Source organism: Amycolatopsis sp. WAC 01376, assembly GCF_003947415.1.
GTDB lineage: Bacteria > Actinomycetota > Actinomycetes > Mycobacteriales > Pseudonocardiaceae > Amycolatopsis.
The window spans coordinates 67,837-93,489 of the sequence record NZ_QHKL01000004.1 but is presented as its reverse complement, the minus strand read 5'-3'; the positions used below and the strand labels follow the sequence as shown (position 1 = coordinate 93,489).

Sequence of the window (25,653 nt, the reverse complement as noted above, 5' to 3'; positions counted from 1 at the left end):
TGTTCCGGGAAGGCTATTGGAAACGGGCTCGGAAAGCGCGTCTATCAGCCCGCCTGTCGCGGCCGCACCAGCAACGCCTGGGCTCCCGAAGCGATCGGGCCGGAGGCGTCGTGCAGGGTGGTCGTCGCCGTGCCGATCCCGTTCGGGCCGACCAGCGTCGCCGCGTCGACGCCGATCCAGTCGCCCAGCGGCGGGCGGCGGAGGTGCACCGTCAGCTCCGAGTTGATGAACCACCACTCGCGCGGGTCGAGGAAGTTCGAGATCCCGTTGCCGGAGTCCGCCAGGACGAACAGCCGCTGCAGCGCGCTCGGCTTCTCCCCGTCGACGAGGGCGACACGCTGACGGCCCCAGACGGTCGCCGGCCCGGGCGTGTCCAGCGCGCCGCTGACCCGCCGCCATTCGACGGCGTCGAGGTACCCGCCGTGCCAGCTTTCCGGCCAGCTCGACGTGGGCAGGCCGTCCGGCGACGGCAGCGGGGGACCTTCGGGAGTGGCCACCGCGGTGGTGTCCGAGGTCGCGATCCGCCACGCCGCGGCACGGGCGACGACTCGCTCGCCGTGGGAGAGCTCGGCCTCCAGCCACTCGACCGACCGGCCCGGTCGCTTCACCGAAGCTCGCACCGAAAGCTCTTTGAGCGGCGCGGGACCGAGGATCTCGACCGTCACTCGCGCCAGCTGGCTCGCGTGCGGCGCGTCGAGCTCTTCGAGCGCGCGGACCAGCAACGCCGAGGGCGGCCCGAAGTGCTGCGCGTCCGGCGTCCACGGGCCGGCGGTGTGCGGGGTCGGGAGGAAGACGCCGTCGCCTGACGGCACGTAGAAGGCTTCTGTCACAAAGCCAGCCTAATCCGCACGGTCCAAAACGGACTCTTCACCGGGGTCCGGCTCCGGCCAGCCGGGATACGGCGGGGGAGTGCCGCCGTACTGCGGGCACAGCGCCTGGTGATCGCACCACGCGCAGAGTTTGCTCGGGTTGGGCCGGAAATCGCCGGTCTTGCCCGCTTTGAGGATCGCCTGCCAGATCGCTTCCAGCGTGCGCTCGAAGCGGATCAGCTCGCCCTCGTCGGGCGTGTAGGCCAGGGACTGCCCGTCGGTGAGGTACATCAGTTTCAGCTGGCGCGGTACGACACCGCGAAGCCGCCAAAGGACCACGGCGTAGAACTTCATCTGGAACATCGCCTTGGCCTCGCCGATTTCACGGGGCGCGGCGCCGGTCTTGTAGTCGACGACGCGGATCTCACCGGTCGGCGCCACGTCCAGCCTGTCGACGTAGCCCCGGAGCAGCACCCCGGAGCCCAGCTCGATCTCGACGTGCAGCTCGCACGCTTCGGGCTCCAGCCGACGCGGATCTTCGAGGCCGAAGTAGGTGTCGACCAGTTGCTCCGCCGAGGAGAGCCACGAGGTGACGGCCTCGGGATCCTCCTGGTCGAACAGCTCGATCCACTCCGGACGTTCCGCGGAGAGGTCCTCCCATGCCGGCGCGAGCAGTTCCTTGGCCTGCGGCGGTGTGCGATCGGCCTGCGGGAGGGAGAACAGCCGCTCCAGCACGGAATGCACCAGCGTGCCGCGGAGCTGGGCCTTCGTCGGGATCTCGGGGAGTCTGTCGACCGCGCGGAAGCGGTAGAGCAGCGGGCACTGTTTGAAGTCGCTGGCACGCGACGGGGACAGGGCCGGCCGACGGCGCGGGACTTCGGCGCCGGGCGGCGGATCGGCGGTGACCGTGTCGGTGTCGGGCATGGGACGAGGGTATCGCCGGGCACCGACAGTTCTCCGACCGCAACGCACCGGAGCGGCATGACCGACACCACCCGGACGGGAAGGGCGGGTTACCGGCACCCCACACCTGGGCATCTACGCTCTCATCCATGGCGGTGACGGGTGAGCAGGGCCCGCCTCGACGAGGCGTGGCACCAGAGGGTGGTCTCCTGCTGTTCCGCGTCTCCGGGATCCCGGTGCTGCTGGCCCCTTCGTGGTGGATCGGCTCCCTGATCATCGTGGTGCTCTACACGCCGCTGGTCGGCAGGCTCTTGCCGGGCGCGACGACCTTGACCTCCTGGCTGCTGGCGGCCGCGTTCGCGGTCCTTCTCGGACTTTCGGTGCTCGCGCACGAACTCGGGCACTGCCTGGTCGCGCTGCGCCTCGGCATCCCGGTCCGGCGGCTGCGCCTCTTTCTGCTCGGCGGGCTCTCCGAGGTCGCCAGGACACCCCGTCAGCCGCGGCAGGAAGGGCTCGTCGCCGCCGCGGGGCCGGTGGTTTCGTTACTGCTCGGCGGTTTCTGCGCGCTGCTCATGTTCGCCGTCCCGCCGGAAAGCGCGGCATGGCTGCTCATCGCCGAATGCGCCGTCGCGAACTTCGCCGTCGGGATCTTCAATCTTCTTCCCGGGCTCCCGCTCGACGGCGGCCGTCTGGTCCGCGCCGGGGTCTGGGCGGCGACGGGCCACCGGGAGAAGGGCACGCGGGCGGCGGTCGTCGGTGGCGGCCTCGTCGCGGCGGGACTGGTCGTCTGGGCGCTGTGGGGGCTGGCGGCGGGCAGCGAAGACCGCTGGCTCCGGCTCGGCGTCTGCGTCGTGACGGCGTGGTTCGTGATCCTCGGCGCACGAAGCGAACTCGCCGCCGAAACACGTCGAGGCTGGCCCGAAGGCGTGCGGTTGAGCGAACTCGTCCGGCCCGTTCTCCAGCTTCCCGCGGAAAGTCCCGTCTCGGACGCGCTGGCCGCTTCGGCAGGCCGTGGGGTGGTCCTGGTGCGTGCCGACGGCGTCGCGGCCGGGCTGCTCGACGAGACGGCCGCCGCGCAACTGGCCGGGACGTCACCACACGCGCCCGCGGAGATGGCGGCGGAACCGATCCGCGCCGACACGGTGCTGCTTTCCTCGGAGTCGGGGGAGGAGATCGCCGAGCGGGTCCGGGAAACCGCCGCGTGGCAGTTCCTCGTCGTGGACGACGAAGGCAGGCCCGCGGGGGTGCTCCGGCGCGAGGACCTGCGTGCCGCGATGACCCGGAGCCGACCCCCGGCGTAGCGGGGCGCGGCCACCTGCGAGGATCGGTCGTCCCGTCCGAGGCACTCTTTCCCGCCGAGGACGCATGGGCTCAGCAGTTGTTCGCGCGCGTGTGGAGGTTCAGTGTCGGTCCGTGGGCCGTTTCGTATTGGTGACCGGGTTCAGCTGACCGACTCCAAGGGGCGGCACTACACCATGGTCCTCGCCGAGGGGCAGCAGTATCACACCCATCGCGGCGCGCTGGCGCACGACGACGTGATCGGGGCGCAGGAGGGTTCGGTCGTCACTTCTGCGGGCGGCAGCCACTATCTGGCGCTTCGCCCGCTGCTTCCGGACTACGTGTTGTCGATGCCGCGTGGCGCGCAGGTGATCTACCCGAAGGACGCCGCGCAGATCGTGATGTGGGGCGACATCTTCCCGGGAGCACGGGTGCTCGAGGCGGGCGCCGGCTCCGGCGCGCTGACCTGTTCGCTGCTTCGGGCGGTCGGTTCGGAGGGCACCGTGCAGTCCTACGAGATCCGGGACGACCACGCCGAACACGCCGAGCGGAACGTCGAAAAGTTCTTCGGCCACAAACCGGACAACTGGTCGCTCACGGTAGCGGACCTGTCGACGCACACCGGCGAGGTCGACCGGGTCGTCCTCGACATGCTGGCGCCATGGGACCAGCTCGAGACGGTCGCCGCGCATCTGGTGCCCGGAGGCGTGCTGACGGCTTATGTGGCGACGGTCACACAGCTTTCGCGGATCACGGAAGCCTTGCGGGACCAGCAGTGCTGGACCGAGCCGGAATCGTTCGAGACACTCATGCGGCCCTGGCACGTCGTGAGCCTCGCGGTGCGGCCGGATCACCGGATGGTCGCGCACACCGCGTTCCTGCTGACAGCACGCCGTCTGGCCGACGGGACCGTGTCGCCGCGGGTCCACCGCCGCTCCGGCAAGGGCTAGCCGCTCAGGTTGGTCGCCTGCATCCACCAGAAGCCGAATCGCCACTCGCGGCCACCGGGACCAGCCAGCCGCCGGTTCTTGCTCCCTGAAGTACATGAAGGCCCCCTTCACTGCGCTAGACGCAATGAAGGGGGCCTTCATGTACTCGGCAAGGCGCGATGCCACATGTTGTCGCGCTTGGCTGTCCGTGAAGGCCCCCTTGAGGGACCCAGAGTCCCTCAAGGAGGCCTTCACGGACCAAAGACCCGGCTATCGGCGCGAGTCAGGGCACGCACCATTTGCCGTCGCGTTTCTTGAGCGGGAACGGCGTGTCCTTCTGACCGCCCGCGCCCTCGACGTGCACGGTCACGGTCGCGGAGTCGCCCCTCACCGCGGGCGGGTCGGGGACGGTGGCCGAAACCTTGCCCGCCGCCTCCCACTTCCGCTTGAGCTCGGCCAGATCGGCCGAGGACTGCTGGACGCAGGTGAGCTTGCCGAACGCCGTCGCGTCGTGGTTGACGATGGCCGCGGCGATCGCCTTGCCGACGACCTCGACCGCGGCCACGTCCGGATCCACCGGGACCGGACGGGACGAGCTCGGCTGTGGCGAGGGCGTGACGGTGGTCGACGCGGCCGGGCCGGAGCCGGATGGGGCCACCAGCAGCAGCCCCACCACAACCCCGGCCACGACCGCGCCGAAAACCACCGCGGCGGCGGTCAGCTTGTGGCTCACCGTCACCGGTGGGTCACTTCTTGTCGGCCTTGATGTCCTTGAGGCACCACAGTTCCGACTCCTTGGCCGCGGTGATGGTGCCTTCCGCCATCTTGGTGCCCTGGGTCGCGCGGTAACGGCCGGTCGCCCGGTCGCCGCTTTCCTTGGCGGGCTCGGTGATCTCGAGCTTGATGGGGTCGAGCGGCTTGCCCTCGTCCTTGGTGTTCTCGCTGCGGCAGATCAGGTCGAGGAACGCCTTCTTGTCACCCGCGCTGTAAGAGGTCGCCGCACTTTCGAAGACCTCTTGAGGCGTGGCCTTCCCGCCGGGCGCCGGACCGGAGCTCTTGGTCGCCGACGTGCTCGGCGAGCTGGACTTGCTCCGGGTCGAGCTCGGCTTCTGCGACGACGAGGCCGGAGCCTCCGACGGGGCCGCGCTGCTGGCAGGCGGCGCGGCGGTCGGGTTGTCGTCACCGGAGTTCAGCGCGATGACGAGGGCGGTGACACCACCGCCGACCAGCACGACCGCGCCGATCGCGATGCCGACGATCAGGCCCGTCTTCTTTTTCTTGGGCGGCTCGCCGCCGTACCCGCCGCCTTCCTGCGGGTACGCGTTGTAGCCGCCCTGCTGCCCGTAGGGATCCGGCTGGCCGAACTGCTGCGTGCCGCCCGGGTATCCCTGCTGGGGCTGCGGTCCGCTCTGCGGATAGCCACCTTGCTGCTGGCCGTACGGGTCCTGGCCGTACTGGCCACCCCCGGGGTATCCCTGCTGCGGCTGGGGGCCGCTCTGCGGGTACCCGCCCTGCTGGCCGTACGGATCTTGTCCGTAGCCGCCGGGCTGTTGCGGCGGGTAAGTCATGGCTGTTGCCCCCTAGCTGTTCTGCGAAAATGCTCAACACGACGCGCCGGTCGACCTCCCCGGCGAACGTCGCCCGATGCTAGCCATCGACCCGGATCGCCGCTCGATTAGGGCCGAACTGATACCGGAAACCCGTTTGCACCCGGACGGAGCCGGGTATTCCGCCGCAGGTCAGGGTAGGTGGACGGATTGTGACCATGGGAGTGTCGGACCCGGCACCGGGATGGCCCCTTGCGCGTGGTGAAGGTACGTGCTGCGGGATCGTCCGGAACGCGACGCGCCGATCTTGTGATGCGGAAAGGCCTTTTATTGTCGGTGATCGCCGGTACCGTGGAATGAAAAGCACTCCGAGGAGGTGCCCGATGCATCATGACCTTCCCGGAGGTCGGCGCGAGGAGGCCGACCCTTCAGAAACGACCGGAGCCGAGATCACGTCCGACGAGCAGGCACGTCAAGTTCGCTTCCTCGAGGAGGAAGTCGCCCTGCTGCGCCGGAAGCTCACCGATTCGCCACGTCAGAACCGAGTGCTGGAGCAGCGACTCGCCGAGGCGTCGGAACGAGTGAGCCAACTCACGGAACGCAACACGAAACTGGTCGAGACGCTCCGCGAGGCGCGTGGCCAGTTGCTCGCGTTGCGGGAGGAGGTCGACAGGCTGGCCCAGCCTCCGAGCGGTTACGGCGTGTTCGTGACCGCGTACGAGGACAACACGGTGGATGTGTTCACCGCGGGCCGCAAGATGCGGGTCTCGGTCTCACCCGCGGTCGAGGTGTCATCGCTGCAGCGCGGACAGGCGTTGCGGCTCAACGAGGCGCTCACCGTCGTCGAAGGCGGCGACTTCGAGCGGATCGGTGAGGTCTGCGCGTTGCGCGAGGTGCTGGCCCCGGACGTCGAGGGCGACAGCCTTCGTGCGCTCGTGGTCGGGCACGCGGACGAGGAGCGGGTCGTCCTGCTCTCCGATCCGCTGGCCGAACAGCCCCTCAAGCCGGGCGATTCCCTGCTGGTCGACTCGAAAGCCGGCTATGCCTACGAGCGCGTGCCGAAGGCGGAGGTCGAGGATCTCGTGCTGGAGGAGGTGCCCGACGTCCAATACGAGGACATCGGTGGCCTCACCCGGCAGATCGAGCAGATCCGTGACGCCGTCGAGCTTCCGTTCCTGCACGCGGATCTCTACCAGGAGTACCAGTTGCGCCCGCCGAAGGGCGTGCTGCTCTACGGGCCTCCTGGCTGCGGTAAGACCCTCATCGCCAAGGCGGTGGCCAACTCGCTCGCCAAGAAGGTCGCGGAAGCCCGTGGCGACAAGGCGGACGGGAAGTCCTACTTCCTGAACATCAAGGGTCCGGAGCTGCTGAACAAGTTCGTCGGGGAGACCGAGCGGCATATCCGCCTGATCTTCCAGCGGGCTCGGGAAAAGGCCTCCGAAGGCACCCCGGTGATCGTGTTCTTCGACGAGATGGACTCGATCTTCCGCACCCGCGGTTCGGGCGTGTCCTCCGACGTGGAGACCACGATCGTCCCGCAGCTGCTCTCGGAGATCGACGGTGTCGAGGGCCTGGAGAACGTCATCGTCATCGGCGCCTCCAACCGTGAAGACATGATCGACCCGGCGATCCTGCGGCCGGGCCGGCTCGACGTCAAGATCAAGATCGAGCGTCCGGACGCCGAAGGCGCGAAGGACATCTTCTCCAAGTACCTGTCCGATGGCCTGCCGATCCACGCGGACGACCTCGCCGAGTTCGGCGGGGACCGCAGGGCGACGTTCGACGCGATGATCCAGCACACGGTCGAGCGGATGTACGAGGAGACGGACGAGAACCGGTTCCTCGAGGTCACCTACGCCAACGGTGACAAGGAAGTCCTGTACTTCCGCGACTTCAACTCGGGCGCGATGATCCAGAACATCGTGGACCGGGCGAAGAAGTCGGCGATCAAGTCGGTGCTGGAGACCCAGCAGCCCGGCCTGCGCGTGCAGCATCTGCTGGACGCGATCGTCGACGAGTTCGCGGAGAACGAGGACCTGCCCAACACCACCAACCCGGACGACTGGGCCCGGATCTCCGGCAAGAAGGGCGAGCGGATCGTCTACATCCGCACGCTCGTCACCGGCAAGAACCAGGATTCGGGGCGGGCGATCGACACCGCCACGAACACCGGTCAGTACCTGTAAGGCAAGCCGAAAGGGCCCTTCGCCGCAGCGCATGCGGCGAAGGGCCCTTTCGCGTCACACGGGGACGGATTCCCGGACCTTCTTGCGCACGCTCAGCCGTCCGTGCGCGGCCAGGATGCCGAGGACGACGAGCAGTGCGCCGACGGGCTGGTTCCACGCCAAGGGTTCGTCGAGGACCAGGACACCGAGGAGCACACCGACGACGGGTGTGAGGTAGGTCACGGCAGACGCGTTCGACGCGCCCCACGCCGCGATGATCGACGCGTTCCAGGAGTAGGCGAGCCCGGTGCCCAGCGCGCCGAGCGCGATCATGCTGAGGATGATCGGCGTGTCGAGGCGCACCGGCGTCGTCGCGATGAACGGCGCGAGCAGCAGCATCACGACGGCGCCGCAACAGACCTGTCCGAGTGCGACGGTCGGCGCGTCGAGGTTCCGCCAGGAGATGAACCGTCGCACGTAGACGAACGAGATCCCGTAACAGGTCGTCGCGCCGAGGCACGCCAGTTGCGCGGTCAGTTCGTGGGAGATGTCGATCCCTTGCCAGACCCCGACGATGGTGAGCACGCCGAGGAAGCCGAGGATCAGGCCGGCCGTCCGGGCCTTCGTGAACCGTTCCGACGGCAGGGCCGCGGCGGCGATGAGCATGGTGATCAGCGGGGTCGTCGCGTTGAAGATACTGGCGAGCCCGGACGAGATGTACTGCTCGGCCCAGGAGAACAGCAGGAACGGGATCACGCACAGCAGCACGGAGACCACCGCGAGATGGCCCCAGAGCGCCGGATCACGGGGGAGTGGCTTGCGGCGCCATGCGGCGATGGCGATCAGGGCCACCGCGCCGAGGCAGATGCGCGAAAGCGCCACCTGAGCGGGCGACAGGCCGGTGAGGCCGATCTTGATGAACAGAAAACTCGCGCCCCACACGATCGCGAGTGCCGCGAACCGGATCGCGATACTGAAACGTCCCAATTGTCCTTCTCCCGAGTTCGCGTCTTCCGGCTCAGTGAATCGGGAATCCACTGTGTACTCCAGCGGTTTTCGGACGATGTGTCCCACGCCTCCGCGTGGCGGTCCCGCGCGCCGCGCGTATAACGACCTATACTCATCGGCCGTGAGCGAATCCGCTGGGCGCCCGCGCGCGCCGATCACCGAGGCCGATGTCCTGGCGTGGCTGGAAACGACGGCGGCCGCCGTACGAGCGGGGGACGTGAGCGCCCCCGAACTCATCGAGATCCTGGGGGAGCTGCGCCGCGCCTCCGCGGCCTGCGCCGACGCGTCCGACTGGGCACTGCTCGCGGCCAGGGAGGAAGGCGCCAGCCTCCGTCAGATCGCGCCCGTCTTCGGCAAGGGTTACGTTCGAGCCCCGGCGGCCCGCCTCGAAAAGCTCCATCGGCAGGCGCAGAACTCGAGCCAGTGGCTCGCGATCCTCCGCCACAAGAACGAAGGAGCCCGGTGACAGCCTCGGAAACCCATGTCGGCGACCGGATCGCCGTCGGACTGGCAGCGCTCGGCAGGCCCGCGTACATCAACCTCGGCCCGGCCGACGCGCTGCCGCCCGGACGCGAGTTCGAGGCGATGCGCGCGGCGACCTACGACGTACTGGACGACGCGTACCGCGCGGGCGTCCGGTGGATCGATGTCGCCCGTTCGTATGGTTCCTCGGAGGAGTTCCTCGCCGGTTGGCTCGCCGATCGCGCCCCCGCGGACGTGACGGTGTCGAGCAAATGGGGCTACCGCTACGTAGGGGAGTGGAAGCTCGACGCGGAGGTGCACGAGGTCAAGGAGCACACCGCGGCGCGGTTCGGCGAGCAGTGGGCGGAAACCGTTGACCTGCTGGGTAAAGCGGTCTCCCTCTACCAAGTCCACTCGCTCACTGTGGACAGTCCGCTGTTCGGCGACGACCGGCTGATCGGCGCGCTGGCCGAACTCGCCGCCGACGGTGTCCCGGTGGGGTTCTCCACCTCCGGCCCCGCGCAGGCCGACGCGGTCCGCCGGGCGTTCGAGCTGGAGGTCTCCGGAACGCCGGTCTTCAGTGCCGTGCAGTCGACGTGGAACCTGCTCGAGCCCTCCGTCGGCCCGGCGCTCGCGGAAGCGCACGCCGCCGGGAAACGGTTGCTGGTCAAGGAAACCGTCGCGAACGGACGGTTGGTGGTCGAGCCGCCGCCACCGCTCGCGCGGATCGCGAGGGAGCACGGGGCCGGTCCGGACGCGGTGGCGATCGCGGCCGTGCTGGCGCAGGACTGGCGGCCGGTCGCGGTCATCGGCCCGTCGAGTACCGCCCAGCTCGCGGAGAATCTCCTTGCCACGCAGGTGAAGCCGACCGCGGACGAACTCGCGGAGCTGGCCGCGCTCGCGGAAGAACCGGTCGCCTACTGGCGGCACCGGTCCTGCCTCGGCTGGCATTGAGGGGCTGGACTACTCTCGCGGCAAACGTCTGGCGGGTCACCGGGGAGGCTTGAGGGTGCGTCATCGGCAGGTGCTCGCGGTGGCGACGGTCGCGCTGTTCGGTTTGTCGGGCTGCGCGGACCGCCCCAACGACCTCGACACCTATTACGACGACCCGGCACCGACGCCCACGGTCGAACCCGCGCAACCGTCGGTGAAGCCGCAGGCCGCGCCGGTGCCGCCGTCTTCGACCCGGGCTCCGGTCCCCGCCGCCGTTTCCGCGGCGCTGCTGACCGACGAGGACGTCGTCGAGGAAGAAGTCGTCCCCGGTGAGAGCAAGGTGTCCGGCTGTCTGACCGGACTCACCCGTGCCACGAGCCGCTCGGCGACGTGGTCGTATCCGAGCGGCTCGACGCTGGAGCACCAGGTCACCGAGTACACCGACCGTGACGCCTCGGACGTCGTCGCCCAGGCGGACTGCGAAGGCAAGAAGCTCACGCTGACGAAGCAAGCCGGCGTCGAGATCCAGCGTGCCTGGTGCGAGGGCACGACGTGCACGGTGTTGCTCGCCAAGGGGAAGCTCGTCTCCGCCCTCAGCGTGACGGCCGGAACCGAGGCGCGGGCGACGGACGCGGCGAAGCGGCTGTTGCCGATCGTCGCGCAGCGCCTCCGTTCGGCCTAGGCGCCTTCTCGCCGGAACCACTCCAGCGCGCCGAGACGGCCGTCCGGGATGAACCGGCTCTCCGGATCGTCGAGCCACGAACGCAACTCGGCCAGTGTCAGCCAACGTCCTTCCACGACTTCGGACGGTTGGTGGACGAAGGGGCCGTCCCAGCGCGTTTCGAACGCGAAGTTGTGGCAGCGGATCGTGTCGTCGTCGGTGACATGGACGAAAAGCGGCCACAGTTCCACTCCGTGCACACCCAGTTCTTCGGCGAGTTCCCGGCGCGCGCACTCCTCCGGTGTCTCACCCGCCGCGACGATGCCGCCCGCCCAGCAGTCCCAAGTGGAGGGATAGACGTCCTTCGTGGGAGTGCGCAAGTGCACGTAAACGGAACCTCCGTCACTCGAACGGACCAACACCACGCCCGCCGCGTGCCACAGCCCCTCGGCGCGGACCCGGGACCGGGTGGCCGCTCCCACCGCGGTTCCGTCGAGGTCATAGAGCGCAACGAGTTCGTCACTGCCTGACATGGGGGGCATCGTCGCACGGCCCCGACCCCGTAGGGTGGTGGGTATGCGGCGGATCATGGGAACCGAAGTCGAGTACGGCATCGCGGTGCCGGGCGACGCGACGGCGAACCCGGTACTCACCTCGACCCAGGTCGTGCTGGCCTACGCGGCCGCGGCCGACATCCCGCGGGCCAGGCGGGCACGGTGGGACTACGAGGTGGAATCGCCACTGCGGGACGCCCGCGGGTTCGACCTGACCGGCCCGAGCGGCCCCGGGCACGACCCGGACGTCGAGGACCTCGGCGCGGCGAATGTCATCCTGACCAACGGGGCGCGGCTGTACGTCGACCACGCGCACCCGGAGTACTCGGCGCCCGAGGTGACGAACGCGCGCGACGCGGTCATCTGGGACAAGGCGGGCGAACGGGTCATGGAGGAGGCGGCGCGCAAGGCCGCCACCGTTCCCGGTCAGCCGCCTTTGCAGTTGTACAAGAACAACGTCGACGGCAAGGGCGCGAGCTACGGCACGCACGAGAACTACCTGATGCAGCGCTCGACGCCGTTCACCGCGGTGATCGCGGGGCTGACGCCGTTCTTCGCGTCCCGGCAGGTGATGACCGGTTCGGGACGGGTCGGTGTCGGGCAGCAGAGCGAGGAAGCCGGTTTCCAGCTCTCGCAGCGCTCCGACTACATCGAGGTCGAGGTCGGCCTGGAGACGACGCTCAAACGCGGGATCATCAACACCCGCGACGAGCCGCACGCCGACGCGGACAAGTACCGCCGTCTGCACGTCATCATCGGCGACGCGAACCTGGCCGAGTACTCCACGTACCTCAAGGTCGGCACGACGGCGCTCGTGCTGGACCTGATCGAGGCGGGCATCCGGTTCGACGACCTGAAGCTGGACGAGCCGGTGCGGGCCGTGCACCAGATCAGCCACGACCCGACGCTGAAGGCGAAGGTGTCGCTGGCCAACGGGCGCAAGTACACCGGGCTGGACCTCCAGTTCGCCTATCACGAGATCGCGTCGGCGAACCTGGAGCGCACCGGCGCGGACGAGGCCTCCAAGGAGGTCCTGCGGGTCTGGGGCGAGATCCTGGACGCACTGGCGCGGGACCCCCAGGAATGCGCGGACAGGCTGGACTGGCCGGCGAAGCTGCGGTTGCTCGAGGGCTACCGCGCGCGGGACCAGCTGGCCTGGGGCGCGCCGCGGTTGCGGCTGGTCGACCTGCAGTACTCGGATGTCCGCTTGGACAAGGGCCTGTACAACAGGCTCGTCACCAGGGGTTCGATGAAGCGTCTGGTGACCGAGGAGGAGGTGCTGGAGGCGGTCACGACGCCACCTTCGGACACCAGGGCCTATTTCCGGGGCCGCGCGCTGGAGAAGTACGCCAGCTCCATCGCCGCGGCGTCGTGGGATTCGGTCATCTTCGACGTCGGCAGGGAATCGCTGGTGCGGATCCCGACGTTGGAGCCGTTGCGGGGCACGAAGGCCCACGTGGGGAAGTTGCTGGACGACTCCGCGACCGCCGAGGAGCTGGTGGAGGCGCTCACCGGTTCGGACTAGCGGGATTTCCTTTCATCGGGGTTAAGCGATCACGGATCCCACGGAATGTCGGGACCGCTGGGTAGGCTAGGAAACATCGGCCACACCGGGAGGCGAGATGGCTCAGGAAAAGATCGAAAAGCACGGCGGCGGCGACTCGGACGAAGAGTTCGAGGACGGCGGTCCGGCGGGTCAGGAACGGCGCGAGAAGCTCGGCGAGGACGTCGACACGATCCTCGACGAGATCGACGACGTGCTCGAGGAGAACGCCGAGGACTTCGTCCGCGCCTACGTGCAAAAGGGCGGCGAGTAACTCGTCTTCCGGCGGCCAGGGCGGCCGCCTGTGCGGAGCCGGCGGATCACACAGATTGGAACTTTGAGCACGTATGGAACACACCTCGGGTAAGTCGGCGCTGCCCGCCGCGTACTTCTCGTCGGCGACCTCGTCGTTCTCGGACTTCCTTCGGGCGCAGGCGCCCGAGCTGCTCCCGGAGCGGCGGGTCTCGGCCGGGGCGGGCGGGCTGGACGCCCCGCACGGGACGACGATCGTCGCGGTCAAGTTCGCGGGTGGGGTGCTGATCGCCGGTGACCGGCGGGCCACGTCGGGCAATCTGATCGCTTCGCGCGACATGGAGAAGGTGCATCTCACCGACGAGTACTCTGCGGTGGGCATCGCGGGCTCTGCCGGGCTCGCGATCGAGATGGTGCGGCTGTACGCGGTCGAACTGGCGCACTACGAGAAGATCGAGGGTGTTTCGCTCTCGCTCGACGGCAAGACGAACAAGCTCGCCGGGCTGGTGAAGTCCAATCTGGAGATGGCGATGGCGGGGCTGGCCGTGCTGCCGTTGTTCGTCGGGTACGACCTCGACGCGGAGGACGCGAAGCACGCGGGCCGGATCGTCTCGTACGACGCGACCGGCGGACGTTACGAGGAGAGCGCCGGCTACCACGCCATCGGCTCGGGATCGCTGTTCGCGAAGGGCTCGCTGAAGAAGCTGTACGACCCGGACGCGGACGTCGAAGCCGCGATCCGGACGGCGGTGGAGGCGTTGTACGACGCGGCGGACGACGACACCGCGACCGGCGGCCCGGATCTGGTACGCCGGATCTTCCCGACGATCGTGACGGTCACCGCGGAGCAGGGTGCGGTGGCGGTGCCGCTCGAGAAGACGACCGCGGTGGCCGAGGCCATCGTGGCCGCACGAGCCGAGCGCGGGCGCTAGCCCTCTCCCTGTCCCCTTCCCGATGAGAGCCCGAAAGAGCGGAGCACCACAGTGACGATGCCGTTGTACGCCTCTCCCGAGCAGCTGATGCGGGAGCGTTCCGAGATCGCGCGCAAGGGCATCGCGCGTGGCCGGAGCGTGGTCGTGCTCAAGTACCGCGGTGGCGTGCTGTTCGTGGCCGAGAACCCCTCGGCGACGTTGCACAAGGTGTCGGAGATCTACGACCGGATCGGTTTCGCGGCCGTGGGCCGCTACAGCGAGTTCGAGAACCTCCGCGTCGCCGGCATCCGGCACGCGGACCTGAAGGGCTACCAGTACGACCGGCGGGACGTCAGCGCGCGTGCGCTGGCGAACGCGTATGCCGCGACGCTGGGCAGCATCTTCACCGAGCAGCTGAAGCCGTTCGAGGTGGAGGTCTGCGTAGCCGAGGTCGGCGCGACCGCGGACGAGGACCAGCTGTACCGGTTGACCTACGACGGTTCGATCTTCGACGAGCCGAAGTTCGTCGTGATGGGCGGCCAGGCCGACACGCTCACCACGAAGCTCAAGGACAGCTACGAGCCGGACATGGAGCTGGAAGCGGCGCTCGGCGTCGCGGTGAAGGCGTTGCGCGCCAACACCCCCACGCCCACGAACGGCGACTCGGACCCGGTGAAGCTCGAGGTCGCCGTGCTGGAGCGGGATCGGCGCGGACGTAAGTTCCGCCGGGTGGCCGGTGCCGCGCTCGACGCGCTTCTGCCCCCCGAGCCGGAGGAGCCCGCGGAGGACGAAGCCGAGGGCGAGTCCAAGAAGGACTGAGTCTCAAGTACAGGAAGGCCCCCTCCCTTGCGCTGGACGCAAGGGAGGGGGCCTTCCTGTACTTCCGGAGGCGCGGTACACAGTGGACGCGACGCGGGCTCCTCGTGGCTACGCGTGAAGGCTCCCCATCCAGTGCTCCCAATGGCACATTGGGGACGCTCAGTGTCCCCAATGCCACATTGGGAGCACCGTCGCCTCCCCAGCGGAAGGAAGTGGGCCTTCCTGTGGCCGAAACGCAGTGAAGGCCTCCTTCCCTACCTTGAGAGTAGGGAAGGAGGCCTTCACGACGTCAGGTCGCGTCGGTCAAGCGACCGGTTCGGCCTCAGGCGGGGCCGTTGCCCCACCACTGGCTGCGGCTACCGGCGATGAAGCTCCACAGCTGGAGCCGCGTGCCGTTGCTGGCCGAGTTGCCCTCCGCGGTCAGGTAACGGCCGCTGCTCGGGTTCTGGAAGCGGACGTAACCCTCGGGGTTGACGGTGCCGCCCCACCACTGGTTCTTGGCACCGGCGATGAAGTCCCAAAGCTGGACGATGGTGCCGTTCTTGTTGATGCTGTTGAGGTCCGCGTCCAGGTAGCGGCCGCTGGCCACGTTCTGGAAGCGGGTGTAGCCCTCGGGGTTGTCGGTGATGTAGAACGCCTGGTGGTCCGCGTCGAAGTTGCAGTCCCAGAGCTGCATCCTGGTGCCGTTGCGGTTGATGGTGTTCAGGTCGGCGTCCCAGCACTTGTTCGTGTCGAGCCCGGACGGGATGAGGAACATGTCCGCGTCGGCGATGCCGGCGGCCTGCGTGCGCGCGCCGGTGGAGGTGCGCTTCACCGGGATGAGCTTCATCCCGTGCACGCTGACCGTCTTGAACCCGTCGCCGGTGGGCTGCGGGGCCGCGGTGGCGGCGGGTGCGGTGACCAGGGTCAGGACACCCGCGGCGGCGGCGATGATTCCCGCGAGGCGCTTCATTTTCGTCATTTATTCCCCTTTATGGAAAGCGTTTTCTCCCAGTGAGGTGAAGGGAAAGGCAGCCGTCGTCCGGCCGCGATGAAATCGCGGCCCGAAGGCACTGCCGGTGAATCCCCCTCGTGGAAGGCTCCGCGTAAACCCCCGAGAAGCGGGCCTTCTCCGAACATCATTCAGGTCTGAACCACGGCCGTCGAGGAGATTTCCGGGAGCGGCAATACGGCAGTTCAGCGATGTAACGGAATGACCTGGTTCGCGATCACACGGCGACGACTTCGAGCAAGGCGAGGCTATCCGTGCGAATCGAGCTGACGTTGCAGGACCTGACGCGCGTCCGGCTCGCGCCCGAAGCGGATCCCTTGGCCGAGCTGGTTTCCAGTCTTCAGATCCTGCAGCGGCGCGACGCGGGCTCGGCGTTGTTCAACCGGTGGCGGCACCGTGTCCGGCTCGGGCTGGTGGAGTCGGCTTCGGTGCTGCTGTGGTTGTGCCGCCCGTACGCGCCGATTCCGGCGTTTCTCGTTCCGGAAGCCGACGAAGCCGGTTTGGAGGCGGGGCTCGCGGAGATCGCCCGGACCGACTCGGTCAGCTTGAAGTCGGCGTTGCGCGATGTCGCGGTGAATCGGGAGCTGCCCGCCTGGGCGGCGGGATTGCCGGATGGGGACACCGCCGGGCTGCCGAAGCTCGTCCAGGCGATGCAGGACTACTTCGACCTCTCGCTGGCGCCGGGATGGGAAGCGGCGCGGGCCCAGGTGGACGCGGATCGGGGGATGCGTGCGCAGCTGATGCTGAACGAAGGGGTGGACGCGGCGCTGACGAGCCTGCGGCCGCTGGTGCGCTGGTCGTCCCCGGTACTGGAGGTCGGCGACGGGATCGTCGGCTCCTGCGGCGCGGACGGCGCCGGGCTGATGATCTCGCCAACGTATTTCGCGGTGTGCCCGGTGGTCGTCCCGGCGACGGGCCGGGGGCCCGTCCGGCTGCTTTACCCGTCGGTGCGGCAGGCGGCCCAATCGACCGGGTACGGCCGCGACGTACGAAGATCGCCGGACACCGCTCTGGCCGACCTGCTGGGGCCGACCAGAGCGGCGACGTTGGCTGTCCTCGCCGTCGGCTGCAGCACTTCGGAGCTGGCCGCCCGGCTCGGCGTGACGCCGTCGGCGGTCAGCAAGCACACCTCCGTGTTGCGGCGCGCGGGGCTGATCACCACCGAACGTGACCGCAACGCGGTGCTGCACTCGCTGACGCCGCTGGGCAGCGCCATGCTGGACGCTTAGAGCCGGTAGATGGTGAGCGCGCTGGGCCGCGACCGGAAGCGGAAGTCGTTGCCGAGCGGGCCGACCTCGCCGTCGGTGGCGACGCGGCGGTTGCCGTCGAGCAGCCGGACGTGCAGCTCCGGGACGTCGAGTTCCTGATAGACGTGGCTGGCGTTGAGGCTGTTCGTGATCGTGGCGAGGATGAACCGCGCCCGCGAGTACGGCACGTCGGCCCGCAGGTAGCGGACGTCGAGAAGGCCGGTGTCGAGCGCCGGGCGGCGAGACGGCGCGAGCCCCTTGGGCGAGTAGGTGCCGTTGCCCACGAACAGCAGCCAGATGCTGGTGTGCTTGCCGTTGAGGGTCACTTCGAGTGGTTTCGCGCGCCGGAGGGTGCGGGCGAGCGCGATCGCCGCGGACGGCCACTTCGGATGCCGCTTCTGCAGCCTTTCCCGGATTCGGACCATTTCCGGGTAGCCGCCGAGGCTGGCTGTGTTCACGAAGTAACGGTGGTCGTCGCCGTCGTTGATCTCGACCTCGCCGAGGTCGACGCCGACGGCGTTGCCCGCTTCGGTGGCGGCGTCCGCGTCGGGCATCGAGCGCATGCCGACGTCGCGGGCGAAGTGGTTGAGGGTGCCGGCCGGAATGAGCGCGAGCGGCAGGTCGTGGTCGGACGCGACGGCGGCCACCGCGGCGACCGTCCCGTCACCGCCGGCGACACCGAGTGCGCGCACGGTGTTGTCGCGGGCGGCGATCTCCTCGCAGAGCTGCTCGCGCAGATCCCGTTTCGCGTCGGGGTACAGGATGGTGGCCTTGGGCCAGGCGAAGCGGGCTTCCTCGGTCGGGTCCTGGCCGTCGATCCCCGAATGCGGGTTGACCAGGACGAGCATGTCCTCCCCGTCGCGCATCTCCGGCGCTTCGGCGGTGTGCGCGGTGCGGCCGGGGACGTCGGGGTGCAGCGGCCACCAGTGCCGCGTCAGCAGGCCGGCGCCGATGCCGATGCCGATGCCCACGCCGACGTCGCTGGGCCAGTGGACGCCCGTGTGGACTCGGGAATAGGCCACGGCGGCGGCCAGCGGGACGAGTGCTGCGCCGGTCTTGGGCGATTCCATCGCGACGGCCGTGACGAAGGCCGCCGCCGACGCCGAGTGTCCGGACGGGAACGACGACGAGGTCGGCCGCCGGACGAGGCGCCGGTGGATCGGCACTTCTTCGGCCGCGGGACGGCGGCGGGGGAACAGCGGCTTGCCGATCAGGTTCGCCGCGGCGCTGGCCCCGGCGATGGCCGCCACGCCGCGGAGCGCACCCCGGCGCGTCGGCCCCTTCTTCGCCGCGAGCGCGACCGCGACACACCACCAAAGCTTGGATTTGTCCGCACTTTTGGAGAGCGAGGTGATCACGTCGTCGGCCCGCGTCCTCGGGAGCGCGGCGCTTCGGGCCATCAGCCTCCGGTCGGTCCGTCCGACCTTGCGGAAAGGGCGTTTGAGCTGCTTTAACACGGATTCACCGCTTCCGGGTCGGGACGTCATGCGCGTGATACCCGATCGGGACTTCCCGCACACCTTTCACCGAATGCAACGTACCGACCGCGTGTCGCCGCCCGAACGGCGCACCGTCACCGGGCCCTCACCGCCTACTCTGGTGGAATGCAGCGGCGGATCTTTGGCATCGAGACCGAGTTCGGGGTCACGTGCACCTTTCACGGGCAACGCAGGCTCTCCCCGGACGAAGTGGCGCGTTACCTGTTTCGGCGTGTCGTGTCCTGGGGGCGTTCGTCGAACGTCTTCCTGTCGAACGGCTCGCGGCTCTACCTCGACGTGGGCTCCCACCCGGAGTACGCGACGGCCGAATGCGACGACCTCGTCCAGCTCGTCACCCACGACAAGGCCGGGGAGCGCATCCTCGAGGACCTCCTGGTCGACGCCGAGCGGCGGCTGGCGGACGAGGGCATCGGCGGCGACATCTTCCTGTTCAAGAACAACACCGACTCGGCGGGCAACTCCTACGGCTGCCATGAGAACTACCTCGTGACCCGTGCCGGGGAGTTCTCCCGGATCGCCGACGTGCTGCTGCCGTTCCTGGTGACCCGGCAGCTGATCTGCGGCGCGGGCAAGGTGCTGCAGACGCCGCGCGGCGCGGTGTACTGCCTGTCCCAGCGAGCGGAACACATCTGGGAAGGCGTCTCCAGCGCCACCACGCGCTCGCGGCCGATCATCAACACGCGCGACGAGCCGCACGCCGACGCCGAACGCTACCGGCGCCTGCACGTGATCGTCGGCGACTCCAACATGGCCGAACCGACCACGATGCTCAAGGTCGGCTCGGCGCATCTGGTGCTGGAGATGATCGAGGCGGGTGTCCAGTTCCGCGACTTCACCCTGGACAACCCGATAAGGGCCATCCGCGAGATCAGCCACGACCTCACCGGCCGCCGCCAGGTGCGGCTCGCCGGCGGCCGCGAGGCGTCCGCGCTCGACATCCAGCGCGAGTACCACGCACGCGCCGTCCAGCACGTCAAGGAAACCGGTTCGTCGCCGCAGTCCGAGCGCGTCGTGGAGCTGTGGGGCCGGGCGCTGGAGGCGGTCGAGCAGCAGGACTTCAGCAAGATCGACACCGAGATCGACTGGGCGATCAAGCACCGGCTGGTCGAGCGCTACCGCAACAAGCACGACCTCGACCTGTCGAGCCCGCGGATCGCCCAGCTCGACCTGGCCTACCACGACATCCGGCGCGGCCGCGGCATCTTCGACCTGTTGCAGCGGAAGGGCCTCGTGCGGCGGGTCACCGACGACGGCGAGATCGAACTGGCCAAGGACACCCCGCCGCAGACCACGCGCGCGAAGCTGCGCGGCGACTTCATCGCCGCCGCGCAGGCCGCCGGGCGTGACTTCACCGTGGACTGGGTGCACCTCAAGCTGAACGACCAGGCGCAGCGGACCGTGCTGTGCAAGGACCCGTTCCGTTCGGTGGACGAACGGGTCGAAAGGCTCATTTCCTCGCTCTGATCGACCCCCGGCTCAGAGCCGGCCGACACGCGATCATCACTCCAGGTACCGTGGAGGTCGCTGTGGGTTCTGAGCCGGGGAGGGCGAGGATGGACGACGAGCGGTGGGCGTTCGAGGAAGAGCTGGAACAGGACGACGATCCACCGAGGTCGTCCGCCGCTGAACCGGTTCCCGAAGCCGACCGGATCGCCGGGCTGGATCAGGACGGTGTCGTCACCGTGTTCGTCTCACCGGATGCGGACGTCCTCGCGGTGACTCTCTCTCCGGAGTGGAAACGGTCGGTCGATCCACGCGGGCTGCACAGCGCTGTGGCAGCGGCGGCGAACGCCGCCACCATCGCGGCCTTGGGCAGGCAGGTGGACGACGTCGCCCGCAACCCGCCCGCCATGCCGACCTTCGGCGCGACACCCGCGTCCCTCGCCGACGAGTCACCCCTCGGCACACAGGACATGCTTCGCCTCGTGGAAGCCGCGACCGCCGAGCTGGCACAGTTCACTCAGCGGGCCGCCGAGGTCGTCGACCGCCGCATCACCGCCGAGAGCGGTGGTGGCCATGTCCGTGGTTCCGTGACCAATGGGCAGATCGTCGACGTGGAAATCGACCAGTCCTGGGTGACGCAGGTCCGGACGGGCGAGATCGAGAGCGAACTCCTCGACGTGCTTCGCCGGCTTCGCGGGGCCAGTGCTCCGCCGGGCCCCACTGGCGGCCCGCAAGGTCCCGCGATCGCCGAGATCATGGGTCTGCTCTTCGACCCGCACCGGATGGCGCGCCGCGTCGGTCTCGAACCGTCGATCAGCAAGGAGCAGCCGTAATGGCGGACGACTACGACCTCGCGCTGGCGCTGGACGCACTTCGTTCGGACGCGGACGTGTGGGACAGGGCCGCGGACGATCTCGCCGCTCCTCGTGCGGCGATCGATCCGCTGGGTCTCGGACCCGGCGACGTCATGTCATACGCGGCGGCGAAGGGACTCGACAAGCAGTACAACCAGGCCCGCGCCCTCATCCAGGACATGATCGACCAAGCGGGAAGCAACTTCCGTGCGCTGTCCACCTCCTTGCGCGCGGCCGCCGATCGGTACGCCCACGACGAGGACCAGCACGCGCTCGACATCGATCGCGCCGGCCGCGGCTAGCGACACATCCGAGGGGAATCCACCATGACGGCCGCTGGAGCGAATCCGGTCATCGATCAGTCGATGGAAAAGCTTCGTGAAATCGAAGACAAGATCCGTGAGTTGTTCGACCAGGTGAACAGCGTGATGAGCTGGGTGCCGGACATCTTCTCGGACCTGATCGAACCCGTCCGCCGGGTCATGAACGAGCTCAACCAGAAGGTGACCGAGCTATGGGACGCGACCAAGAAGTTCGTCACGGACCGTGGAGATCCCGCCAAGCTGAGGCAAGTGGCCGCCGAGTGGTCGGATCGGATCGGTAGCGGTATCGGCGAGATCGCCGGCTCGGTATCGCTGGACAAGCTCAAGACGAACATCGAGTGGAGTGGCAAGGCGGCCGAGACATACAAGGTCACGGTGCCCGCTCAGGTCGCGGGGCTGAACTCGCTCAAGGATCTGGGGTTACAGATCCGGAACTCGCTCGTCAACCTCGCCAATGGTCTGGAGAGTTTCTGGATTCAGATATATGGAACCCTTTCGGCTTTGGGTATCGCTGTCACCGTGGCCATCGTCAGTGCCATCAGCGTTGTCGGCATCCCGGCCGCGGTCGTGATTCTGATCGGCGTTATCGGTGCCGGTATCGCGTCGATCTTCACCACCATCAGCGCGGTGGATTCACTCACCAACAGCATCGGGGTGGAACAAACCGCTATTGAGGACAAGGTGAACTCGCTCGGCGCCACGTGGCCAAGGACCAACACGGAATCGATGTCGCATTCATCGGACTGGAAGCGGCAACCGTGACCTACCCGACCGTGTGGCCGACGGAGCCCTATCGTCGTCTCCCGCCCGCGATGATCGGCACCATTCGCGAAATCGCCACCAGTCTCGGGATCGGAACGGGTGCCGTCGGCATCGCCATGGTGGTGGTCATCCAGATCGCGGGGCGTATTCTTCCGACGTCGAGTGACGGCGCCAATGTCGTCACCATGGGAATGGCCACTTTCGCGGCAGTTGCGTTGTTGTTGTCGGGTATCGCCATGATGACGGCACGGTCGCTCGTGAGAACCGGCAGCGTGGAGACGAAAGGCGCCATCCTCCTGCGAGGAGTCGAGGCGGGGTTGTGCGGCGGTGCCCTTTTCGCGACGGCGATCTTCTTGATCTTTTATGTTTCCCGTGTCGCCGCATCCGGTCAATACGACCCCCAGGACAGAATCGAGGTGACGCCCGGCATCGTGATGTACACGCTCCTGCCGGTTCTCGCTCTGATCCTCACGATCGTCAACGTCGTCGTCGCTCACCGATTGCTCTTCCCGACGGTCGAGAAGGTGCGGAAGCATCTTGAGCGGGAGTCCGGCTGAGTCGGGTCTCGCCAGGTCGACGTCGAGCGGACTAGGGTTGCCCGCGGTTCTTCGACCGAGGGAGAGGTGCGCCGATGCGCCGTGCGTTGCTGGTCCTGCTGGGAGCGGTCGTCCCGTTGGCGTTCACCGGAATCGCGCAAGCCGCGCCGGAATGTCCGGAGCCGAGGTGGACGGAGACCCCGACCGGTACGGAGTCGCAACTGCGCGGACTCGCCGCGGTGGACTCGCGTACGGCGTGGGTCAGCGGGAGCGGGGGCACCATCCTGCGCACCACCGACCGCGGTCGCACCTGGAAGCCGGTCGCCCCGGCGGGCACCGAGGCGCTCGACTTCCGCGACATCGAGGCCTTCGACGCCGACCACGCCGTCGCCCTGTCCATCGGGCCCGGCGACACGTCCCGGATCTATCGCACCGACGACGGCGGCAAGCGCTGGCGACTGTCCTTCCAGAACAGTGACCCGGCCGCCTTCTACGACTGCGTCGCGTTCTTCGACCATCGGCGAGGCCTGGCGATGAGCGATCCGGTGGACGGCAAGTTCCGGTTGCAGTCCACTTCGGACGGCGGGCGGACCTGGCAGCCCGTGCCGTCCGCGGGGATGGTCCCCGCGCTCGACGGCGAGTTCGGGTTCGCCGCCAGCGGCCAGTGCCTCACCACCTCGGGCCCGCGTGACGCCTGGATCGCGACCGGCGGTGGCGCTCGCGCGCGGGTCCTGCACTCCGGCGACGGCGGGAAGACCTGGGAGGCCGCGGACACCCCGTTGCCCAGTGGCGCCTCCGCCGGGGTTTTCTCGGTGACGTTCCGGGACCCGCGGCACGGCGTGGCCATCGGTGGCGACTACGCGGCACCGAACGCGCCGGGTCCGGCGGTCGCGCTGAGCGCCGACAGGGGACGCACGTGGCGGACGCCGTCCGAGGCGCCGGTCGGCTACCGCTCCGGGCTGGCCTGGCTGGGGAACACGGTCATCGCCGTCGGTCCAGGCGGGAGCGATCTGAGCCCGGACGGCGGGCGGCACTGGAAGTCGTTCGACACCGGATCGCTGGACTCGGTCGACTGCGCGCGAGGCGCGTGCTGGGCGAGCGGGGCGAAGGGCAGGGCTGCCCGGCTCGGCGGGGTTTAAGCTCGAAGGATCATGACCGCACAAGCCGAACCCGTCCCGGAGACCACCGAGCATCTCGTCGAGGTGTTGAAGGCGCTCGCGAACCCGATCCGCCTCCAGGTGCTCGGGTGGCTGCGCGAACCGGACCGGCACTTCTCGCCGGAAAACGCGATCGCCGACCAGAACGAGGTCGGCGTCTGCGTCAGTCATCTCCAGGCGAAGCTGGGGCTCGCGCAATCCACCGTGTCGGCGTACATGGCGTTGCTGCAGCGCGCCGGACTCGTCCGGTCCACCCGCGTGGGGAAGTGGACGCACTACCGCCGTGACGAACAGCGGATCGCGCAGCTCGTCGACCTGCTGGGACGCTCCATCTGAGCTCTGCCGCGTACAACATATCGAATATCTGCGATACTTCGATATGTTGTACGCGACCTGAGGAGAGACAGATGGAACTGGGGCGTTTCGGGATCTGGACGTTCGACTTCGAAGACCAGCCCGCGAGCGTGCTGCGGGATTCGGTGCGGGAGCTGGAAGAACTCGGCTGGCCGTCGATCTGGATCCCGGAACGGGACGGGCGGGAAGCCCTGACCCACGCCGGATTCCTGCTCGCGTCCACCGAACGCATGGCTGTGGTCAACGGGATCGCGCGGATCGGCTCCCGCGGTGCGCGCTGGACCCGCGGCGCCGCGCTCCTGCTGGCCGACGCCTATCCGGGCAGGCACGTCCTGGGGCTCGGCTTCGGTGGCGCGCGTCCCGGCGTCAAGCCGCTGGAGGCCATGAACGACTACCTCGACGAACTCGACACGGTCACGAGCGCCAACCCGTTGCCCGCCGTGCCGATCCGGCGGTTGCTGGCCGCGTACGGGCCGAAGATGCTCGAACTGGCCCGAGACCGGTCCGAGGGCGCGCACACCTATCACGTGCCGGTGTCGCATACCGCCCAGGCGAGGGAAGTGCTGGGGGAGAAGGCCTTCCTCGGCGTCGAGCACGCCGTGCTCTTCGAAACCGACCCGGGCAAGGCACGCGGGATCGCTCGCGAGCATCTGCACGGCTACCTGAGGTCGGAGTACAACGTCGCCAAGTTCCTCCGTCTCGGCTACACGGAAGCCGACCTCGACGGTGGCCGCGGCAGCGACCGGCTCGTCGACGATCTCGTGTTCTGGGGCGACCTCGACACCGTCACCGCGAAACTGCGCGGCCATCTCGACGCGGGCGCCGACCACGTCGGGATCCAGGTCATCGGCGTCGAACCCGGCGAGTCGGCCATGCCGCACTGGCGACGGCTGGCCGAGTCGCTGCTGCCGGGCTAGCGGACCTGCCCGGTCGGGCGGACCACGATCTCGTTGACGTCGACCGAGGGCGGTTGCTCCAGCGCGTAGAGCACCGCCCTCGCGATGTCGTCGGGTTCCAGTTTCGGCTTCGACTTCGAGTCCTCGGGGATCATCGAGGTGTCCACCAAACCCGGCTGCACGACGGTGACCCGGACGCCGGTGCCGACGGCCTCCTCGCGGATCGACCCGGCGAGCCCGGTCACCGCCCATTTCGTCGCCGAGTAGAGGTTTCCCGGCCGGTGGTAGCGCCCGGCGACCGAACCTGTGAGCACGAGGTGCCCCTTCGACTCCGCCAGCGACGGCAGGGTCGCCCGTGCGGTGAGGGCGGTGCCGTAGACGTTCGTCAGCACCATGTCCCGCCACTGCTCGGGGTCCGCGCCGCCGTCGCCGAAAAACGAGACCACGACGCTTTGCCCCGCGTTGGCGAACACCGCGTCCAGCCCGCCGAAGGTGGACTTCACCGTCTCGACCGCGGAGGACAGCGAACCCCAGTCGGTGACGTCGACCGCGAGCGCGAGGGTGCGATCCTCGCCGAACTCGGCGACGAGGGGGAGCAGCGCCTCGCGGTCGCGGGCGAGCAACGCCAGCCGGAACCCGGCCGCGGCCGCCCGGCGTGCGGTGGCCTCGCCGAGACCGCGGGAGGCGCCGGTGATCAGCAGTACTCGATCGTTCATGCCTCCAAACTAGTGTCGCGTGACCCTGCTTGCCTTACGCCGCTGCGGCCCACGCGGCCCCTGGCTGCGTCGGAGAAAAGCCCAAGTACATCCAGTACGAG

28 protein-coding genes are annotated in these 25,653 nt (G+C 68.6%); 19 read left to right on the top strand and 9 right to left on the bottom strand.

The genetic code is table 11. The annotated features are described in order from the left end of the window. Positions 1-44 precede the first annotated feature (44 nt). Positions 45-830: a thioesterase family protein gene (locus DMH03_RS23200; protein WP_125794123.1), complete on the bottom strand. Its 786-nt coding sequence runs from the start codon at positions 828-830 to the stop codon at positions 45-47. Between the two features lie 9 nt (positions 831-839). Further along, positions 840-1,733, bottom strand: a complete 894-nt coding sequence (locus DMH03_RS23195) for a RecB family exonuclease (protein WP_007035382.1) — start codon at positions 1,731-1,733, stop codon at positions 840-842. 128 nt (positions 1,734-1,861) lie between these two features. On the opposite strand from DMH03_RS23195, the gene DMH03_RS23190 reads away from it, so the two are divergent. Both DMH03_RS23190 and DMH03_RS23185 read left to right on the top strand, forming a co-directional pair. Further along, positions 1,862-3,013 carry a M50 family metallopeptidase gene (locus DMH03_RS23190; protein ID WP_125794122.1) on the top strand — a complete coding sequence of 384 codons (1,152 nt, stop codon included), beginning with the start codon at positions 1,862-1,864 and terminating at the stop codon, positions 3,011-3,013. A 102-nt stretch (positions 3,014-3,115) separates the two neighbouring features. Continuing rightward, positions 3,116-3,940 (top strand): tRNA (adenine-N1)-methyltransferase, encoded by an 825-nt coding sequence (locus DMH03_RS23185; RefSeq protein ID WP_125794121.1) that lies wholly within the window; start codon positions 3,116-3,118, stop codon positions 3,938-3,940. Positions 3,941-4,202: 262 nt separating this feature from the next. Here DMH03_RS23185 and DMH03_RS23180 read toward each other — a convergent pair whose 3' ends face one another. After that, positions 4,203-4,658 (bottom strand): hypothetical protein, encoded by a 456-nt coding sequence (locus DMH03_RS23180; protein ID WP_125794120.1) that lies wholly within the window; start codon positions 4,656-4,658, stop codon positions 4,203-4,205. 7 nt (positions 4,659-4,665) lie between these two features. Then, positions 4,666-5,487, bottom strand: a complete 822-nt coding sequence (locus DMH03_RS23175) for a hypothetical protein (protein ID WP_125794119.1) — start codon at positions 5,485-5,487, stop codon at positions 4,666-4,668. A gap of 362 nt (positions 5,488-5,849) precedes the next feature. Between DMH03_RS23175 and arc the strand changes: the two genes are divergently transcribed. Continuing rightward, positions 5,850-7,652, top strand: coding sequence for a proteasome ATPase (gene arc, locus DMH03_RS23170; protein ID WP_125794118.1), 1,803 nt, complete (start codon positions 5,850-5,852; stop codon positions 7,650-7,652). Positions 7,653-7,706: 54 nt separating this feature from the next. Here arc and DMH03_RS23165 read toward each other — a convergent pair whose 3' ends face one another. Beyond that, positions 7,707-8,618 (bottom strand): DMT family transporter, encoded by a 912-nt coding sequence (locus DMH03_RS23165; protein ID WP_125794117.1) that lies wholly within the window; start codon positions 8,616-8,618, stop codon positions 7,707-7,709. A 142-nt stretch (positions 8,619-8,760) separates the two neighbouring features. Between DMH03_RS23165 and DMH03_RS23160 the strand changes: the two genes are divergently transcribed. Genes DMH03_RS23160 through DMH03_RS23150 form a run of 3 tightly spaced genes read left to right on the top strand, consistent with a single transcriptional unit; the run spans position 8,761 to position 10,716 of the window. Next, positions 8,761-9,105, top strand: coding sequence for a hypothetical protein (locus tag DMH03_RS23160; RefSeq protein WP_125794116.1), 345 nt, complete (start codon positions 8,761-8,763; stop codon positions 9,103-9,105). Beyond that, positions 9,102-10,055, top strand: a complete 954-nt coding sequence (locus DMH03_RS23155; protein ID WP_125794115.1) for an aldo/keto reductase — start codon at positions 9,102-9,104, stop codon at positions 10,053-10,055. The genes DMH03_RS23160 and DMH03_RS23155 overlap by 4 nt, the downstream gene beginning before the upstream one ends. Before the next feature lie 55 nt (positions 10,056-10,110). Then, positions 10,111-10,716 (top strand): hypothetical protein, encoded by a 606-nt coding sequence (locus DMH03_RS23150; protein ID WP_125790000.1) that lies wholly within the window; start codon positions 10,111-10,113, stop codon positions 10,714-10,716. On the opposite strand, the gene DMH03_RS23145 is transcribed toward DMH03_RS23150, so the two are convergent. Next, positions 10,713-11,228: an NUDIX domain-containing protein gene (locus DMH03_RS23145; RefSeq protein ID WP_125794114.1), complete on the bottom strand. Its 516-nt coding sequence runs from the start codon at positions 11,226-11,228 to the stop codon at positions 10,713-10,715. The genes DMH03_RS23150 and DMH03_RS23145 overlap by 4 nt on opposite strands. Positions 11,229-11,271: 43 nt before the next feature. Between DMH03_RS23145 and dop the strand changes: the two genes are divergently transcribed. The 4 genes from dop (at position 11,272) to prcA (ending at position 14,774) form a co-directional block, all read left to right on the top strand. After that, positions 11,272-12,774 carry a depupylase/deamidase Dop gene (gene dop, locus DMH03_RS23140; RefSeq protein WP_076161912.1) on the top strand — a complete coding sequence of 501 codons (1,503 nt, stop codon included), beginning with the start codon at positions 11,272-11,274 and terminating at the stop codon, positions 12,772-12,774. 97 nt (positions 12,775-12,871) lie between these two features. Beyond that, positions 12,872-13,066, top strand: a complete 195-nt coding sequence (locus DMH03_RS23135; RefSeq protein ID WP_037319666.1) for a ubiquitin-like protein Pup — start codon at positions 12,872-12,874, stop codon at positions 13,064-13,066. 73 nt (positions 13,067-13,139) lie between these two features. Next, on the top strand, positions 13,140-13,976 hold the full coding sequence (gene prcB, locus DMH03_RS23130) for a proteasome subunit beta (protein WP_125794113.1): 837 nt from the start codon (positions 13,140-13,142) through the stop codon (positions 13,974-13,976). Positions 13,977-14,027: 51 nt separating this feature from the next. Further along, on the top strand, positions 14,028-14,774 hold the full coding sequence (prcA, locus tag DMH03_RS23125; RefSeq protein ID WP_125794112.1) for a proteasome subunit alpha: 747 nt from the start codon (positions 14,028-14,030) through the stop codon (positions 14,772-14,774). 322 nt (positions 14,775-15,096) lie between these two features. Here the strand turns inward: prcA and DMH03_RS23120 are convergent, their stop codons facing one another. After that, positions 15,097-15,735, bottom strand: a complete 639-nt coding sequence (locus DMH03_RS23120) for an RICIN domain-containing protein (RefSeq protein ID WP_125794111.1) — start codon at positions 15,733-15,735, stop codon at positions 15,097-15,099. Between the two features lie 284 nt (positions 15,736-16,019). Between DMH03_RS23120 and DMH03_RS23115 the strand changes: the two genes are divergently transcribed. After that, on the top strand, positions 16,020-16,994 hold the full coding sequence (locus DMH03_RS23115) for a helix-turn-helix transcriptional regulator (RefSeq protein WP_125794110.1): 975 nt from the start codon (positions 16,020-16,022) through the stop codon (positions 16,992-16,994). On the opposite strand, the gene DMH03_RS23110 is transcribed toward DMH03_RS23115, so the two are convergent. Further along, positions 16,991-18,469 carry a bifunctional phosphatase PAP2/diacylglycerol kinase family protein gene (locus tag DMH03_RS23110; RefSeq protein ID WP_125794109.1) on the bottom strand — a complete coding sequence of 493 codons (1,479 nt, stop codon included), beginning with the start codon at positions 18,467-18,469 and terminating at the stop codon, positions 16,991-16,993. The genes DMH03_RS23115 and DMH03_RS23110 overlap by 4 nt on opposite strands. Before the next feature lie 147 nt (positions 18,470-18,616). Between DMH03_RS23110 and pafA the strand changes: the two genes are divergently transcribed. The 8 genes from pafA (at position 18,617) to DMH03_RS23070 (ending at position 24,857) form a co-directional block, all read left to right on the top strand. Beyond that, complete coding sequence (pafA, locus tag DMH03_RS23105) at positions 18,617-19,975, top strand: Pup--protein ligase (protein ID WP_037319655.1); 1,359 nt, start codon at positions 18,617-18,619, stop codon at positions 19,973-19,975. Between the two features lie 89 nt (positions 19,976-20,064). Next, a complete protein-coding gene (locus DMH03_RS23100; RefSeq protein ID WP_125794108.1) occupies positions 20,065-20,787 on the top strand; it encodes a YbaB/EbfC family nucleoid-associated protein in 723 nt (240 codons plus the stop codon). After that, positions 20,787-21,110 carry a hypothetical protein gene (locus tag DMH03_RS23095; RefSeq protein WP_125794107.1) on the top strand — a complete coding sequence of 108 codons (324 nt, stop codon included), beginning with the start codon at positions 20,787-20,789 and terminating at the stop codon, positions 21,108-21,110. The genes DMH03_RS23100 and DMH03_RS23095 overlap by 1 nt, the downstream gene beginning before the upstream one ends. Before the next feature lie 24 nt (positions 21,111-21,134). After that, on the top strand, positions 21,135-21,893 hold the full coding sequence (locus DMH03_RS23090) for a hypothetical protein (RefSeq protein WP_125794106.1): 759 nt from the start codon (positions 21,135-21,137) through the stop codon (positions 21,891-21,893). Next, on the top strand, positions 21,890-22,450 hold the full coding sequence (locus DMH03_RS23085) for a hypothetical protein (RefSeq protein ID WP_233611600.1): 561 nt from the start codon (positions 21,890-21,892) through the stop codon (positions 22,448-22,450). Before DMH03_RS23090 ends, DMH03_RS23085 begins: the two co-directional genes overlap by 4 nt. 74 nt (positions 22,451-22,524) lie before the next feature. After that, positions 22,525-23,568, top strand: coding sequence for an oxidoreductase (locus tag DMH03_RS23080; RefSeq protein WP_125794105.1), 1,044 nt, complete (start codon positions 22,525-22,527; stop codon positions 23,566-23,568). 12 nt (positions 23,569-23,580) lie between these two features. Continuing rightward, entirely contained in the window at positions 23,581-23,922 is a 342-nt protein-coding gene (locus tag DMH03_RS23075; RefSeq protein ID WP_125794104.1) for a helix-turn-helix transcriptional regulator, read from the top strand. A gap of 71 nt (positions 23,923-23,993) precedes the next feature. Then, on the top strand, positions 23,994-24,857 hold the full coding sequence (locus tag DMH03_RS23070; protein ID WP_125794103.1) for a TIGR03620 family F420-dependent LLM class oxidoreductase: 864 nt from the start codon (positions 23,994-23,996) through the stop codon (positions 24,855-24,857). Here DMH03_RS23070 and DMH03_RS23065 read toward each other — a convergent pair. Beyond that, positions 24,854-25,552 carry an SDR family oxidoreductase gene (locus DMH03_RS23065; RefSeq protein WP_125794102.1) on the bottom strand — a complete coding sequence of 233 codons (699 nt, stop codon included), beginning with the start codon at positions 25,550-25,552 and terminating at the stop codon, positions 24,854-24,856. The two genes, DMH03_RS23070 and DMH03_RS23065, sit on opposite strands and share 4 nt — an antisense overlap. Between the last annotated feature and the right edge of the window lie 101 nt (positions 25,553-25,653).